Source organism: Pseudomonas sp. ACM7, assembly GCF_004136015.1.
In the GTDB taxonomy this organism is placed as follows: Bacteria; Pseudomonadota; Gammaproteobacteria; order Pseudomonadales; family Pseudomonadaceae; genus Aquipseudomonas; species Aquipseudomonas frigoris.
Window position 1 is genome coordinate 3,394,595 of the sequence record NZ_CP024866.1, and the last position, 12,699, is coordinate 3,407,293.

The 12,699-nt window shown below is 54.1% G+C and carries 22 protein-coding genes; all 22 read left to right on the top strand.

Annotated features, from left to right (window positions below; translation table 11 throughout):
- Window positions 1-126: 126 nt before the first annotated feature.
- A complete protein-coding gene (gene rpsL / locus CUN63_RS15945; protein WP_002555494.1) occupies window positions 127-498 on the top strand; it encodes a 30S ribosomal protein S12 in 372 nt (123 codons plus the stop codon).
- Window positions 499-616: 118 nt separating this feature from the next.
- Window positions 617-1,087: a 30S ribosomal protein S7 gene (gene rpsG / locus CUN63_RS15950; RefSeq protein WP_002555493.1), complete on the top strand. Its 471-nt coding sequence runs from the start codon at window positions 617-619 to the stop codon at window positions 1,085-1,087.
- 30 nt (window positions 1,088-1,117) lie between these two features.
- Window positions 1,118-3,223 (top strand): elongation factor G, encoded by a 2,106-nt coding sequence (fusA, locus tag CUN63_RS15955; protein ID WP_129440758.1) that lies wholly within the window; start codon window positions 1,118-1,120, stop codon window positions 3,221-3,223.
- Between the two features lie 30 nt (window positions 3,224-3,253).
- Entirely contained in the window at window positions 3,254-4,447 is a 1,194-nt protein-coding gene (tuf, locus tag CUN63_RS15960; protein ID WP_129440760.1) for an elongation factor Tu, read from the top strand.
- A 141-nt stretch (window positions 4,448-4,588) separates the two neighbouring features.
- Complete coding sequence (rpsJ, locus tag CUN63_RS15965) at window positions 4,589-4,900, top strand: 30S ribosomal protein S10 (protein WP_003186070.1); 312 nt, start codon at window positions 4,589-4,591, stop codon at window positions 4,898-4,900.
- 80 nt (window positions 4,901-4,980) lie between these two features.
- Window positions 4,981-5,616, top strand: coding sequence for a 50S ribosomal protein L3 (gene rplC / locus CUN63_RS15970; protein ID WP_003186059.1), 636 nt, complete (start codon window positions 4,981-4,983; stop codon window positions 5,614-5,616).
- A gap of 12 nt (window positions 5,617-5,628) precedes the next feature.
- The gene (gene rplD / locus CUN63_RS15975) at window positions 5,629-6,231 is read left to right on the top strand and encodes a 50S ribosomal protein L4 (RefSeq protein ID WP_007896707.1); all 603 of its coding nucleotides are present in this window, start codon (window positions 5,629-5,631) and stop codon (window positions 6,229-6,231) included.
- Window positions 6,228-6,527 (top strand): 50S ribosomal protein L23, encoded by a 300-nt coding sequence (gene rplW, locus CUN63_RS15980; RefSeq protein ID WP_002555488.1) that lies wholly within the window; start codon window positions 6,228-6,230, stop codon window positions 6,525-6,527. Before rplD ends, rplW begins: the two co-directional genes overlap by 4 nt.
- 14 nt (window positions 6,528-6,541) lie before the next feature.
- On the top strand, window positions 6,542-7,366 hold the full coding sequence (rplB, locus tag CUN63_RS15985; RefSeq protein ID WP_129440762.1) for a 50S ribosomal protein L2: 825 nt from the start codon (window positions 6,542-6,544) through the stop codon (window positions 7,364-7,366).
- Between the two features lie 16 nt (window positions 7,367-7,382).
- Window positions 7,383-7,658, top strand: a complete 276-nt coding sequence (gene rpsS, locus CUN63_RS15990) for a 30S ribosomal protein S19 (RefSeq protein ID WP_002555486.1) — start codon at window positions 7,383-7,385, stop codon at window positions 7,656-7,658.
- A gap of 13 nt (window positions 7,659-7,671) precedes the next feature.
- Window positions 7,672-8,004: a 50S ribosomal protein L22 gene (gene rplV, locus CUN63_RS15995; protein WP_003103908.1), complete on the top strand. Its 333-nt coding sequence runs from the start codon at window positions 7,672-7,674 to the stop codon at window positions 8,002-8,004.
- Between the two features lie 13 nt (window positions 8,005-8,017).
- Complete coding sequence (gene rpsC, locus CUN63_RS16000; protein WP_003176422.1) at window positions 8,018-8,704, top strand: 30S ribosomal protein S3; 687 nt, start codon at window positions 8,018-8,020, stop codon at window positions 8,702-8,704.
- 12 nt (window positions 8,705-8,716) lie between these two features.
- The gene (gene rplP / locus CUN63_RS16005) at window positions 8,717-9,130 is read left to right on the top strand and encodes a 50S ribosomal protein L16 (protein WP_008145497.1); all 414 of its coding nucleotides are present in this window, start codon (window positions 8,717-8,719) and stop codon (window positions 9,128-9,130) included.
- On the top strand, window positions 9,130-9,321 hold the full coding sequence (rpmC, locus tag CUN63_RS16010; protein ID WP_008030901.1) for a 50S ribosomal protein L29: 192 nt from the start codon (window positions 9,130-9,132) through the stop codon (window positions 9,319-9,321). The genes rplP and rpmC overlap by 1 nt, the downstream gene beginning before the upstream one ends.
- A 2-nt stretch (window positions 9,322-9,323) precedes the next feature.
- The gene (gene rpsQ, locus CUN63_RS16015) at window positions 9,324-9,590 is read left to right on the top strand and encodes a 30S ribosomal protein S17 (RefSeq protein WP_003176419.1); all 267 of its coding nucleotides are present in this window, start codon (window positions 9,324-9,326) and stop codon (window positions 9,588-9,590) included.
- A 23-nt stretch (window positions 9,591-9,613) separates the two neighbouring features.
- Window positions 9,614-9,982: a 50S ribosomal protein L14 gene (gene rplN, locus CUN63_RS16020; protein ID WP_002555479.1), complete on the top strand. Its 369-nt coding sequence runs from the start codon at window positions 9,614-9,616 to the stop codon at window positions 9,980-9,982.
- 11 nt (window positions 9,983-9,993) lie between these two features.
- Window positions 9,994-10,308: a 50S ribosomal protein L24 gene (gene rplX, locus CUN63_RS16025; protein WP_008145498.1), complete on the top strand. Its 315-nt coding sequence runs from the start codon at window positions 9,994-9,996 to the stop codon at window positions 10,306-10,308.
- Between the two features lie 20 nt (window positions 10,309-10,328).
- Complete coding sequence (rplE, locus tag CUN63_RS16030) at window positions 10,329-10,868, top strand: 50S ribosomal protein L5 (RefSeq protein ID WP_003176415.1); 540 nt, start codon at window positions 10,329-10,331, stop codon at window positions 10,866-10,868.
- Window positions 10,869-10,881: 13 nt separating this feature from the next.
- On the top strand, window positions 10,882-11,187 hold the full coding sequence (gene rpsN, locus CUN63_RS16035) for a 30S ribosomal protein S14 (protein ID WP_003176414.1): 306 nt from the start codon (window positions 10,882-10,884) through the stop codon (window positions 11,185-11,187).
- A 209-nt stretch (window positions 11,188-11,396) separates the two neighbouring features.
- On the top strand, window positions 11,397-11,789 hold the full coding sequence (rpsH, locus tag CUN63_RS16040) for a 30S ribosomal protein S8 (protein ID WP_003186040.1): 393 nt from the start codon (window positions 11,397-11,399) through the stop codon (window positions 11,787-11,789).
- Between the two features lie 12 nt (window positions 11,790-11,801).
- Window positions 11,802-12,335, top strand: a complete 534-nt coding sequence (rplF, locus tag CUN63_RS16045; protein ID WP_007896774.1) for a 50S ribosomal protein L6 — start codon at window positions 11,802-11,804, stop codon at window positions 12,333-12,335.
- Between the two features lie 10 nt (window positions 12,336-12,345).
- Window positions 12,346-12,696: a 50S ribosomal protein L18 gene (gene rplR, locus CUN63_RS16050; protein ID WP_003186037.1), complete on the top strand. Its 351-nt coding sequence runs from the start codon at window positions 12,346-12,348 to the stop codon at window positions 12,694-12,696.
- Window positions 12,697-12,699: the final 3 nt, after the last annotated feature.

Below are 12,699 nucleotides of genomic sequence, written 5' to 3' on the forward strand. Positions count from 1 at the left end.
CTTGCCTTGACTGGGGACAAGATCCTCTTTAGACTCTTGTACCCCTAAATTTGGCGGGAATTCGTTCCTGCCATTTTGCTTTTCTTGCAAGACAATAGCGTCGCAAGACAACAGTGGAGCTAGTAGATGGCAACTATCAACCAGCTGGTACGTCAGCCGCGTAAGCGTATCGTCGAGAAATCCGACGTGCCTGCGCTGCAGAACTGCCCGCAACGTCGTGGCGTATGCACCCGTGTGTATACCACCACGCCGAAAAAACCTAACTCGGCACTGCGTAAAGTATGCCGTGTGCGTCTGACCAACGGTTTCGAGGTTTCCTCGTACATCGGCGGTGAAGGCCACAACCTGCAAGAGCACAGCGTGGTACTGATCCGCGGCGGTCGTGTAAAAGACTTGCCAGGTGTTCGTTACCACACCGTACGCGGTTCTTTGGATACTTCCGGCGTTAAAGGTCGTAACCAGGGTCGTTCGAAGTACGGTACCAAGAAGCCTAAGTAGTAGTGGCTTTTTGTAAAAACTGATTTTCTATTTTTCTGAGTCGATAAGAGTAAGGTCGGAGGCGTCCCGAAAGGGCACCGATTCCGAGCGAACCTGAAGACCGTTTGAGGGCTTATCCATGCCAAGAAGACGCGTAGCAGCCAAGCGCGAAGTGCTTGACGATCCAAAATACGGAAGCCAAATCCTGGCCAAGTTCATGAACCACGTTATGGAAAGCGGCAAGAAAGCCGTTGCCGAGCGTATCGTTTATGGCGCGCTGGAGAAGGTTAAAGAACGCAAGAACAGCGACCCCCTGGAAATCTTCGAGAAAGCTCTCGACGCCATCGCTCCGCTGGTCGAAGTAAAGTCGCGCCGTGTAGGCGGTGCTACTTACCAGGTTCCGGTTGAAGTTCGTCCGTCCCGTCGTAACGCTCTGGCAATGCGCTGGTTGGTAGACTTCGCCCGTAAGCGCGGCGAGAAGTCTATGGCTCTGCGTTTGGCTGGCGAACTGTTGGACGCTGCTGAAGGTAAAGGTGCTGCAGTTAAGAAGCGTGAAGACGTGCACCGTATGGCTGAAGCCAACAAGGCTTTCTCGCACTACCGCTTCTAATTTTAGCGTCACTAATTTTGCGAGGGCTTTATGGCTCGTACTACACCGATTAACCGCTACCGTAACATTGGTATCGTTGCTCACGTGGATGCTGGTAAAACCACCACCACCGAGCGCGTCCTTTTTTACACTGGCAAAAGCCACAAGATGGGCGAGGTGCATGACGGCGCCGCGACCACGGACTGGATGGTGCAGGAGCAGGAGCGTGGTATTACCATTACTTCTGCTGCTATTACCACCTTCTGGCAGGGTTCCGAGAAGCAATACGCTGACAAGTACCGCTTCAACGTCATCGATACCCCGGGCCACGTTGACTTCACTATTGAAGTTGAACGTTCCCTGCGTGTACTCGACGGCGCTGTCGTGGTGTTCTGCGGCACCTCGGGCGTTGAGCCTCAGTCGGAAACCGTATGGCGTCAAGCCAACAAGTACGGCGTTCCACGTCTTGTTTACGTAAACAAGATGGACCGTGCTGGTGCGAACTTCCTGCGCGTGATCGGTCAGATCAAGCAGCGTCTGGGTCACACCCCGGTGCCAATCCAGTTGGCAATCGGTTCCGAAGACAACTTCGAAGGTCAGATCGATCTGATCAACATGGAAGCTGTTTACTGGAACGATGCTGACAAGGGTACTGTTCCGCGTCGCGAAGCTATTCCTGCAGAACTGCTGGAATTGGCTGAAGAGTGGCGTGACAACATGGTTCAGGCTGCAGCCGAAGCTAGCGAAGAGCTGATGGACAAGTACCTGGAAGGTGAGGAAATCACCATCCCGGAAATCAAGGCCGCTCTGCGTCAGCGTACCATCGCTGGTGAGATCGTCTTGGCTGTCTGCGGTTCTTCCTTCAAGAACAAGGGTGTTCCCCTGGTTCTCGATGCTGTTATCGACTACCTGCCGGCCCCGGTCGACATTCCTGCCATCAAGGGTACTGACCCGGATGACGAGACTATCGAATTGGAGCGTCATGCAGACGACAGCGAGCCGTTCTCGGCTCTGGCGTTCAAGATCGCTACTGACCCATTCGTGGGTACCTTGACCTTCGTTCGAGTTTACTCGGGCGTGTTGAGCTCCGGCGACGGCGTGATCAACTCGGTTAAAGGCAAGAAAGAGCGTGTGGGTCGTATGGTGCAAATGCACGCAAACGCCCGCGAAGAAATCAAGGAAGTACGCGCTGGCGACATCGCGGCCTTGATCGGCATGAAGGACGTCACCACTGGTGAAACTTTGTGCACCGCTGACAAGCCAATCATCCTGGTTCGCATGGACTTCCCGGAGCCGGTTATCTCGGTAGCCGTTGAGCCTAAGACCAAGGACGACCAGGAAAAAATGGGTATCGCTCTGGGCAAACTTGCTCAGGAAGATCCATCTTTCCGCGTTAAAACTGATGAAGAGACTGGTCAAACGATCATCTCCGGCATGGGCGAGCTGCACCTGGACATCCTGGTTGACCGGATGCGCCGTGAGTTCAACGTCGAAGCCAACATCGGTAAGCCTCAGGTTTCCTATCGTGAGCGCATCACGAAGAACTGTGAAATCGAAGGTAAGTTCGTTCGTCAATCCGGCGGTCGTGGCCAGTTCGGTCACTGCTGGATTCGTTTTGCTCCTGCTGACGAAGGTCAGGAAGGTCTGCAATTCGTGAACGAAGTAGTGGGTGGTGTGGTTCCTAAGGAATACATCCCGGCTATCCAGAAGGGTATCGAAGAGCAGATGAAGAACGGTGTTGTTGCCGGCTATCCGCTGATCGGCCTGAAGGCTACCGTTTTTGATGGTTCTTACCACGACGTCGACTCCAACGAGATGGCGTTTAAGGTGGCTGCTTCCATGGCGACCAAGCAACTGGCCCAGAAGGGCGGTGGTGAGTTGCTTGAGCCGATCATGGCGGTAGAGGTTGTTACGCCTGAAGACTATATGGGTGACGTGATGGGCGACCTTAACCGTCGTCGCGGCATGATCCTGGGTATGGAAGACACGGTTTCCGGCAAAGTGATTCGCGCCGAGGTTCCGTTGGGTGAGATGTTCGGTTACGCAACCGACGTCCGTTCCATGTCCCAAGGTCGCGCAAGCTACTCTATGGAATTCAAAAAATACAATACAGCTCCGTCGCATATCGTCGAAACTGTTACCAAAAAACAAGGCTGATTCAGCCCTTTAGGCAAGGAGTTAATTGTCGTGGCTAAAGAAAAATTTGTACGTGACCTCCCGCACGTTAACGTTGGCACTATCGGTCACGTTGACCACGGTAAAACCACGCTGACTGCTGCTCTGACTCGCGTCTGCTCCGAAGTTTTCGGTTCGGCCGCTGTTGCTTTCGACAAAATCGACAGCGCACCGGAAGAAAAGGCTCGTGGTATCACCATCAATACCGCACACGTTGAATACAACTCGCTGATCCGTCACTACGCTCACGTTGACTGCCCAGGTCACGCTGACTATGTGAAGAACATGATCACCGGTGCTGCTCAGATGGACGGCGCTATCCTGGTTTGCTCGGCCGCTGATGGTCCGATGCCTCAGACCCGCGAGCACATCCTGCTGTCCCGTCAGGTTGGCGTTCCGTACATCGTTGTCTTCCTGAACAAGGCTGACATGGTTGACGACGCTGAGCTGCTGGAACTGGTTGAGATGGAAGTGCGCGATCTGCTGAGTGCTTACGACTTCCCGGGCGACGACACTCCGATCATCATCGGTTCCGCTCTGATGGCTCTGAACGGCCAAGACGACAACGAAATGGGCACCACTGCCGTTCGTAAACTGGTTGAGACTCTGGACAGCTACATTCCAGATCCAGTTCGTGTTATCGACAAGCCGTTCCTGATGCCAATCGAAGACGTATTCTCGATCTCCGGTCGCGGTACTGTTGTAACTGGCCGTATCGAGCGCGGTATCGTCAAGGTTCAGGATTCGCTGGAAATCGTTGGTCTGCGTGACACTGTTGTCACCACCTGCACCGGCGTTGAAATGTTCCGTAAGCTGCTCGACGAAGGTCGTGCTGGCGAGAACTGCGGCGTGCTGCTGCGCGGCACCAAGCGTGACGACGTTGAGCGTGGCCAGGTTCTGGTCAAGCCAGGTTCGGTTAAGCCGCACACTACCTTCGAAGCTGAAGTGTACGTGTTGAGCAAAGAAGAAGGCGGTCGCCACACTCCGTTCTTCAAAGGCTACCGTCCACAGTTCTACTTCCGGACCACTGACGTGACCGGTAACTGCGAACTGCCGGAAGGCGTTGAAATGGTAATGCCGGGCGACAACATCAAAATGGTTGTCACCCTGATCAAAACCATCGCAATGGAAGATGGTCTGCGTTTCGCTATTCGTGAAGGCGGTCGTACCGTCGGCGCTGGCGTCGTAGCCAAAATCATCGCTTAATAAGTGATGACTTGAAAAAGCCCCCGCCTAGCGGGGGCTTTTTTATTGGGTTGACACTGTAGAAACCCGTCTATAGAATTGCGCCTCCTTTTAACGGGCGTATTGCGCTCGCTGGGAATAGCAGCCGGAGTCTGAAATCCAATGCAAAATCAGCAAATCCGTATCAGGTTGAAGGCTTTTGACCATCGCCTGATCGACCAATCCACCCAGGAAATCGTGGAAACCGCGAAACGTACTGGTGCTCAAGTGCGTGGTCCAATTCCACTGCCTACCCGTAAAGAGCGGTTCACCGTTCTGGTCTCCCCGCACGTCAACAAAGACGCGCGTGACCAGTACGAGATCCGTACTCATAAGCGCGTTCTGGACATCGTCCAGCCGACGGATAAAACCGTTGATGCGCTTATGAAGCTTGATCTTGCGGCCGGTGTGGAAGTGCAGATCAGCCTCGGCTAAGACTCGGTCTTAGTCGTGTAACGCTCTGAAATGGGCGGCCATAGCGGGTGAAAGCCCCGTACACTCATGAGGTTTACAACATGACTATTGGTGTAGTCGGTCGTAAATGCGGTATGACCCGTATTTTCACCGAAGAAGGTGTCTCCATTCCGGTCACGGTCATTGAGATCGAACCGAATCGCGTCACCCAGTTCAAAACTGAAGAGACCGATGGCTATCGTGCAGTGCAAGTCACTGTAGGCGAGCGTCGTGCTTCGCGTGTTACAGCTGCTCAAGCTGGCCACTTCGCTAAAGCGAACGTTGCCGCTGGTCGTACCGTAATGGAATTCCGTCTTGAAGAAGGCGAGTACCAGGCCGGCGATCTGATCAACGCTGAAATCTTCGCCGCTGGTCAACTGGTTGATGTAACCGGTCAGTCCAAAGGTAAAGGCTTCCAGGGTACGATCAAGCGTTGGAATTTCCGCGGGCAAGATAATACCCACGGTAACTCCGTATCCCACCGCGTTCCAGGCTCTATCGGCCAGTGCCAGACTCCTGGTCGTGTATTCAAGGGCAAAAAAATGTCCGGTCATATGGGCGCTGAGCGCGTGACCGTGCAGTCCCTCGAAGTAGTGCGCGTGGACGCTGAACGCAATCTGTTGTTGGTCAAGGGCGCTGTTCCTGGCGCTACTGGCGGCAACTTGGTTGTACGTCCAGCAGCCAAGGCTCGCGGTTAAGGGGAAGCTGACATGCAATTAAATGTAAATGACGCTCAAGCGATCGAAGTTTCCGAACTGACATTTGGCGGCGAATTCAACGAGACGCTGGTTCACCAAGCAGTCGTGGCCTACATGGCCGGCGGCCGTCAAGGTAGCAAGCAGCAAAAGACCCGTTCCGACGTTCGTGGTGGCGGTAAGCGCCCATGGCGTCAGAAAGGTACTGGCCGTGCTCGTGCCGGTACTATCCGTAGCCCAATCTGGCGTGGCGGCGGTACCACTTTCGCAGCTCGTCCTCAGGATCACACCCAGAAGCTGAACAAGAAGATGTATCGCGCAGCAATGCGTTCCATCCTTGCTGAGCTGGTGCGTACTGATCGTCTGGTTGTGGTTCAGGACTTCGCTGTTGATGCACCGAAGACCAAAGATCTGCTGAACAAACTGACCGGCATGGGCCTGACTGACGTCTTGATCGTGTCTGAAGTGGTTGATCAGAACCTGTACCTGGCTGCTCGTAACCTGCCACACGTTGATGTGCGTGACGTGCAAGGTTCCGATCCAGTTAGTCTGATCGCATACGACAAGGTGTTGATCACCGTGTCGGCCGTGAAGAAATTCGAGGAGCTGCTGGGATGAACCAGGAACGCGTATTTAAAGTTCTGCTTGGCCCGCACGTTTCCGAAAAGGCTACGGTTCTGGCTGACAAGAAAGGCCAGTTCGTTTTCAAGGTTGCAACTGACGCAACCAAGCTGGAAATCAAGAAGGCCGTCGAAAGCCTGTTCAGCGTGAAAGTAGAGCGTGTTACTACCCTGAATGTTCTGGGTAAGAGCAAGCGCACTGCTCGCGGTCTGGGCAAGCGTAATGACTGGAAGAAGGCAGTTATCTCCCTTCAGCCAGGCCAAGATCTCGATTTCAGCAGCAGTGCTGAGTAAGGAAGGGGTGCATCATGGCAATCGTTAAATGCAAACCGACTTCCCCTGGCCGCCGTTTTGTGGTCAAGGTGGTCAACCAGGAGCTGCATAAAGGCGCTCCTCACGCACCGCTGCTCGAGAAAAAATCGAAGACTGGTGGTCGTAACAACAATGGTCGTATTACCACTCGTCACATCGGTGGTGGCCATAAGCAGCATTATCGTCTGGTCGATTTCCGTCGCAACGACAAAGATGGCATCTCTGCCACTGTCGAGCGTATTGAATACGATCCAAACCGTACTGCTCACATCGCTCTGCTGCTGTACGCAGATGGCGAGCGTCGCTACATCATCGCCCCTAAAGGCGTGAGTGCTGGTGACCAGCTGATCGCAGGTGCTTTGGCACCGATCAAGCCGGGCAACGCTCTGCAACTGCGTAACATTCCAGTTGGTAGCACCGTACACGGCATCGAATTGAAGCCAGGTAAAGGCGCGCAAATCGCTCGTTCCGCTGGTGCTTCGGCTCAGCTGGTCGCTCGTGAAGGTGTCTACGTGACCCTGCGTCTGCGTTCTGGTGAGATGCGTAAAGTGCTGGCTGAATGCCGCGCGACCTTGGGTGAAGTCTCGAACTCCGAGCACAGCCTGCGTTCGCTGGGTAAAGCTGGTGCCAAACGCTGGCGTGGCGTTCGCCCAACCGTTCGTGGTGTTGCCATGAACCCGGTTGACCACCCACATGGTGGTGGTGAAGGTCGTACCTCTGGTGGTCGTCATCCGGTATCGCCATGGGGCTTCCCGACTAAGGGCGCGAAGACTCGTGGTAATAAGCGTACCGACAAAATGATCGTCCGTCGTCGCAAGTAAATAGAGGGATACGACAGTGCCACGTTCTCTGAAAAAAGGTCCTTTTATTGATCTTCACCTACTGAAGAAGATCGAAGTGGCGGCGGAAAAGAACGATCGCAAACCAGTTAAGACCTGGTCGCGCCGTTCCATGATCCTGCCACAAATGGTCGGTTTGACCATTGCTGTGCATAACGGTCGTCAACATGTTCCAGTTCTCGTGAACGAAGACATGGTCGGCCACAAACTAGGCGAGTTTGCCGGTACCCGCACATATCGTGGGCACGTGGCAGACAAGAAAGCCAAGCGTTAAGGGGTAAGGAACGATGGAAGTAGCCGCTAAGTTGTCGGGCGCTCGAATCTCCGCCCAGAAAGCCCGCTTGGTCGCCGACCAGATCCGCGGGAAGAAGGTGGGCGAAGCGCTCAACCTGTTGGCTTTCAGCAGTAAGAAAGCCGCCGAGATCATGAAGAAAGTGCTGGAGTCGGCCGTAGCCAACGCCGAGCATAACGAAGGCGCAGACGTTGATGACCTTAAGGTCAGCACCGTTTTCGTCAACGAAGGGCGTTCGCTGAAGCGAATCATGCCACGTGCCAAAGGCCGTGCTGATCGCATCGTCAAGCGGTCTTGCCATATCACTGTCAAGGTTGCTGACAAGTAACGGAGTCGAAGAGATGGGTCAGAAAGTACATCCCATTGGCATTCGCCTGGGAATCGTCAAGGAGCACACCTCCGTCTGGTACGCAGACGGTCGGACTTATGCGGACTATTTGTTCGCTGATCTGAAGGTGCGTGAGTATCTCCAAGACAAACTAAAAAGCGCGTCCGTAAGCCGTATCGATATCCATCGTCCGGCTCAAACTGCACGTATCACCATCCACACCGCTCGTCCAGGTATCGTTATCGGGAAGAAAGGTGAAGATGTTGAGAAACTGCGTCAGGACCTGACCAAACAAATGGGTGTGCCTGTGCACATCAATATCGAAGAAATCCGCAAGCCGGAACTCGACGGTATGTTGGTTGCGCAGAGCGTAGCTCAGCAGCTGGAGCGTCGCGTAATGTTCCGTCGCGCTATGAAGCGCGCTGTACAGAACGCCATGCGCATTGGTGCCAAAGGCATCAAAATCCAAGTGAGCGGTCGTCTCGGCGGTGCTGAAATCGCACGTACTGAATGGTATCGCGAAGGTCGTGTGCCACTGCACACCCTGCGTGCCGACATCGACTATGCCAACTACGAAGCTCACACCACTTACGGTGTGATCGGTGTAAAGGTTTGGATCTTCAAAGGCGAAGTAATTGGTGGTCGCCAAGAAGAACTGAAACCACAAGCACCAGCGCCTCGTAAAAAAGCTGCTAAGTAAGGGGTACGCCAAATGTTGCAACCAAAGCGTACGAAGTTCCGCAAGCAGATGACAGGCCACAACCGTGGTCTGGCACAGCGCGGTAGCAAAGTCAGCTTCGGCGAGTTCGCGCTGAAGTCTGTAGCTCGTGGTCGTCTCACCGCTCGTCAGATCGAGTCAGCGCGTCGTGCTCTGACCCGTCACGTTAAACGTGGCGGCAAGATCTGGATCCGTGTATTCCCGGACAAGCCTATTTCCAAAAAGCCACTCGAAGTTCGGATGGGTAAAGGTAAGGGTAGTGTGGAGTACTGGGTTGCCCAGATTCAGCCAGGCAAAGTCCTGTATGAAATCGAGGGTGTTACTGAAGAGCTGGCGCGTGAGGCTTTTGCCTTGGCTGCTGCAAAGCTGCCGCTCGCCACTGCCTTCGTTAAACGGACGGTGATGTGATGAAAGCGAACGAACTTCGTGAAAAAGACGCGCCGCAGCTTAACGAGCAACTGCTCGGCCTGCTGCGCGACCAGTTCAATCTGCGCATGCAGAAAGCAACTGGCCAGTTGGGGCAGTCTCACCTGCTCCGGCAAGTTAAGCGTGACATCGCTCGCGTGAAGACTGTGCTCAAACAGCAGGCAGGTAAGTAATCATGGCTGAAGCCGAAAAAACCGTCCGTACGCTGACTGGCCGTGTTGTCAGCGACAAAATGGACAAGACCATCACCGTTCTGATCGAGCGTCGCGTTAAGCACCCGATCTACGGTAAATACGTTAAGCGTTCGACTAAGCTGCACGCGCACGACGAAACCAATCAGTGCCACATCGGCGACAAAGTCACTATTCGTGAAACTCGTCCGCTGGCCAAGACCAAGTCTTGGGCATTGGTTGATGTTCTCGAACGCGCTGTGGAAGTCTAAGGACTAGGGGTCGGAGAAATTATATGATTCAGACTCAATCCATGCTCGATGTGGCCGATAACAGCGGCGCTCGCCGTGTTATGTGCATCAAGGTGCTGGGTGGCTCCCATCGTCGTTACGCTGGTATCGGTGACATCATCAAAGTTACCGTGAAGGAAGCAATTCCTCGCGGTAAAGTGAAAAAAGGCCAAGTGATGACTGCTGTTGTAGTCCGCACTCGTCACGGCGTACGTCGTGCTGATGGCTCCATTATCCGCTTTGATGGCAACGCTGCTGTTCTTCTGAACAACAAGCAAGAGCCGATCGGCACCCGTATCTTTGGGCCAGTGACTCGTGAACTTCGTACTGAGAAGTTCATGAAGATCGTCTCGCTCGCCCCAGAAGTGCTGTAAGGAGATCCGACATGCAAAAGATTCGTCGTGACGACGAGATCATCGTGATCGCCGGCAAAGACAAAGGTAAGCGCGGTAAGGTGCTTAAGGTTCTCGCTAATAACCGTCTGGTTATTGGTGGTCTGAACCTGGTTAAGCGTCATACCAAGCCTAACCCGGCGTCGGGCGTACAAGGCGGTATCGTCGAAAAAGAAGCTCCACTGGACGCTTCTAACGTCGCCATTTTCAACGGCGAAACCAACAAGGCTGACCGCGTTGGTTTCAAAGTAGAAGACGGCAAGAAAATTCGTGTCTTCAAGTCGACCCAAAAAGCGGTTGATGCTTGAACACTGCTAGGTAGAAGACCATGGCACGACTAAAAGAGATTTACTGGAAGGAAATCGCACCGAAGCTTAAGGAAGAACTTAAGCTTTCGAATGTGATGGAAGTTCCACGCGTTACCAAAATCACCCTGAACATGGGTCTGGGCGAAGCGGTCGGTGACAAAAAAGTCATCGAGCACGCTGTTGCCGACTTGGAAAAGATCACCGGTCAGAAAGTTGTTGTGACTTACGCTCGGAAATCCATCGCTGGCTTTAAAGTCCGTGAAGGTTGGCCGATCGGCGTCAAAGTGACCCTGCGCCGTGAGCGTATGTACGAGTTCCTGGATCGTCTGCTGTCGATCTCCCTGCCTCGGGTTCGCGACTTCCGCGGCCTGAATGCCAAGTCCTTCGATGGTCGTGGTAACTACAGCATGGGCGTTAAAGAGCAGATCATCTTCCCGGAAATCGACTACGACAAGATCGATGCTCTCCGCGGTCTGGACATTACCCTGACCACCACTGCCAAGAACGATGATGAAGGTCGCGCCCTGTTGCGTGCTTTCAAATTCCCGTTCCGCAACTGATTGGAGTAGGAAAATGGCCAAGATGAGCATGAAAAACCGCGAGCTGAAGCGTCAGCTCACGGTTGCCAAGTACGCCAAAAAGCGTGCAGCACTGAAAGCTATCATCGTTGATCTGAACGCAAGTCCAGAAGCGCGTTGGGAAGCTACAGTTGCTCTGCAGAAGCAGCCACGTGACGCAAGCGCTTCGCGCATGCGTAACCGCTGCCGCCTGACCGGTCGTCCACACGGCGTTTACCGCAAGTTCGGCCTCGGCCGTAACAAACTGCGTGAAGCTGCAATGCGTGGCGACGTACCTGGTCTGGTTAAAGCCAGCTGGTAAGCACTGTCAAAGTCTCGGTGTTCGGGATCGCAAGATCCTGACCGCCGGTGACCTTGAACTTGAATCAAGCCCCTTTTGGGGCTTGATTCATTTGTGGGGTGTGTCTAGAATACCCGGCTCGCCTGAGCCCGTGCTTTTTTCGCATGGATGAGCTCGGCGACAAGTAGTAGCCGCAAGGCTAATTTTTTTGTATTAGGAGCGTCTAGCCCATGAGTATGCAGGACCCGTTAGCGGACATGCTAACTCGAATCCGTAATGCCCAGATGGCTGAAAAGTCCGTCGTAAGCATGCCATCTTCTACTTTGAAGGTAGCTGTTGCCAAAGTCCTGAAGGACGAAGGTTACATTGCGGGTTATCAGATCAGCAGCGAAATCAAACCACTGCTGTCCATCGAGCTGAAGTACTTCGAAGGCCGTCCGGTCATCGAGGAAGTGAAGCGCGTTAGCCGTCCAGGCCTGCGTCAGTACAAGTCCGTCGATGATCTGCCCAAAGTTCGTGGCGGTCTCGGTGTGTCTATCGTCTCCACCAACAAAGGTGTGATGACGGATCGTGCTGCGCGCGCTGCCGGTGTCGGCGGCGAAGTTCTTTGCACTGTGTTCTAAGGGGGGATAAGCATGTCACGCGTCGCTAAGAACCCCGTTAAGCTGCCAGCCGGTGTCGAAGTAAAATTCGCAGGCCAACAGCTTTCGGTGAAGGGTGCCAAGGGCACTCTCGAACTGAACATCCATTCGTCTGTTGAGATCGTTGAAGAAGCTGGTGAGCTGCGTTTCGCTGCTCGCAATGGCGATCAACAAACTCGCGCAATGGCTGGTACCACTCGTGCGTTGGTAAACAACATGGTCCAAGGCGTAAGCCAAGGCTTCGAGCGTAAGCTCCAGCTGGTCGGTGTTGGTTATAAAGCGCAAGCAAAAGGCACAGTGCTGAACCTGGCTCTTGGCTTCTCGCACCCAGTGGATTATGAACTGCCGGAAGGCATCACCGCTGAGACTCCTAGCCAAACCGACATCCTGATTCGGGGTATCGATAAGCAGCTGGTAGGTCAAGTGGCCGCCGAGATCCGCGACTTCCGTCCACCAGAGCCGTACAAAGGCAAAGGTGTGCGCTACGCGGACGAAGTCGTCCGTCGTAAAGAAGCCAAGAAGAAGTAGGGCATAGCAAATGACCGACAAAAAAGTTACTCGACTGCGTCGCGCTCGCAAAGCACGCCTGAAAATGCACGAACTCGAAGTCGTGCGTCTCTGCGTGTTCCGCTCGTCGCAGCACATCTACGCCCAGGTCATTTCGGCCGACGGCAACAAAGTCCTGGCATCTGCCTCGACTTTGGATAAAGAACTGCGTGATGGCGCCACTGGCAACATCGACGCGGCCACTAAGGTTGGCCAGCTGGTCGCTACGCGTGCTAAAGCCGCTGGCGTCTCGCAGGTGGCTTTCGACCGCTCTGGCTTCAAGTACCACGGCCGCGTCAAGGCGCTGGCTGATGCTGCTCGTGAAGCTGGGCTGGAGTTCTAAGTT

Excerpts from the sequence above, each read along its gene's own strand:
- rplR (WP_003186037.1), top strand. The coding sequence starts at position 12,346 with ATGACCGACAAAAAAGTTACTCGACTGCGTCGCGCTCGCAAAGCACGC.
- rpsQ (WP_003176419.1), top strand. The coding sequence starts at position 9,324 with ATGGCTGAAGCCGAAAAAACCGTCCGTACGCTGACTGGCCGTGTTGTC.
- rplE (WP_003176415.1), top strand. The coding sequence starts at position 10,329 with ATGGCACGACTAAAAGAGATTTACTGGAAGGAAATCGCACCGAAGCTT.
- rpmC (WP_008030901.1), top strand. The coding sequence starts at position 9,130 with ATGAAAGCGAACGAACTTCGTGAAAAAGACGCGCCGCAGCTTAACGAG.
- rpsJ (WP_003186070.1), top strand. The coding sequence starts at position 4,589 with ATGCAAAATCAGCAAATCCGTATCAGGTTGAAGGCTTTTGACCATCGC.
- rplX (WP_008145498.1), top strand. The coding sequence starts at position 9,994 with ATGCAAAAGATTCGTCGTGACGACGAGATCATCGTGATCGCCGGCAAA.
- rplV (WP_003103908.1), top strand. The coding sequence starts at position 7,672 with ATGGAAGTAGCCGCTAAGTTGTCGGGCGCTCGAATCTCCGCCCAGAAA.
- fusA (WP_129440758.1), top strand. The coding sequence starts at position 1,118 with ATGGCTCGTACTACACCGATTAACCGCTACCGTAACATTGGTATCGTT.
- rplC (WP_003186059.1), top strand. The coding sequence starts at position 4,981 with ATGACTATTGGTGTAGTCGGTCGTAAATGCGGTATGACCCGTATTTTC.
- rpsN (WP_003176414.1), top strand. The coding sequence starts at position 10,882 with ATGGCCAAGATGAGCATGAAAAACCGCGAGCTGAAGCGTCAGCTCACG.
- rpsH (WP_003186040.1), top strand. The coding sequence starts at position 11,397 with ATGAGTATGCAGGACCCGTTAGCGGACATGCTAACTCGAATCCGTAAT.
- rpsL (WP_002555494.1), top strand. The coding sequence starts at position 127 with ATGGCAACTATCAACCAGCTGGTACGTCAGCCGCGTAAGCGTATCGTC.
- rplW (WP_002555488.1), top strand. The coding sequence starts at position 6,228 with ATGAACCAGGAACGCGTATTTAAAGTTCTGCTTGGCCCGCACGTTTCC.
- rplD (WP_007896707.1), top strand. The coding sequence starts at position 5,629 with ATGCAATTAAATGTAAATGACGCTCAAGCGATCGAAGTTTCCGAACTG.
- rplP (WP_008145497.1), top strand. The coding sequence starts at position 8,717 with ATGTTGCAACCAAAGCGTACGAAGTTCCGCAAGCAGATGACAGGCCAC.
- rplB (WP_129440762.1), top strand. The coding sequence starts at position 6,542 with ATGGCAATCGTTAAATGCAAACCGACTTCCCCTGGCCGCCGTTTTGTG.
- rpsC (WP_003176422.1), top strand. The coding sequence starts at position 8,018 with ATGGGTCAGAAAGTACATCCCATTGGCATTCGCCTGGGAATCGTCAAG.
- rpsG (WP_002555493.1), top strand. The coding sequence starts at position 617 with ATGCCAAGAAGACGCGTAGCAGCCAAGCGCGAAGTGCTTGACGATCCA.
- rplF (WP_007896774.1), top strand. The coding sequence starts at position 11,802 with ATGTCACGCGTCGCTAAGAACCCCGTTAAGCTGCCAGCCGGTGTCGAA.
- rplN (WP_002555479.1), top strand. The coding sequence starts at position 9,614 with ATGATTCAGACTCAATCCATGCTCGATGTGGCCGATAACAGCGGCGCT.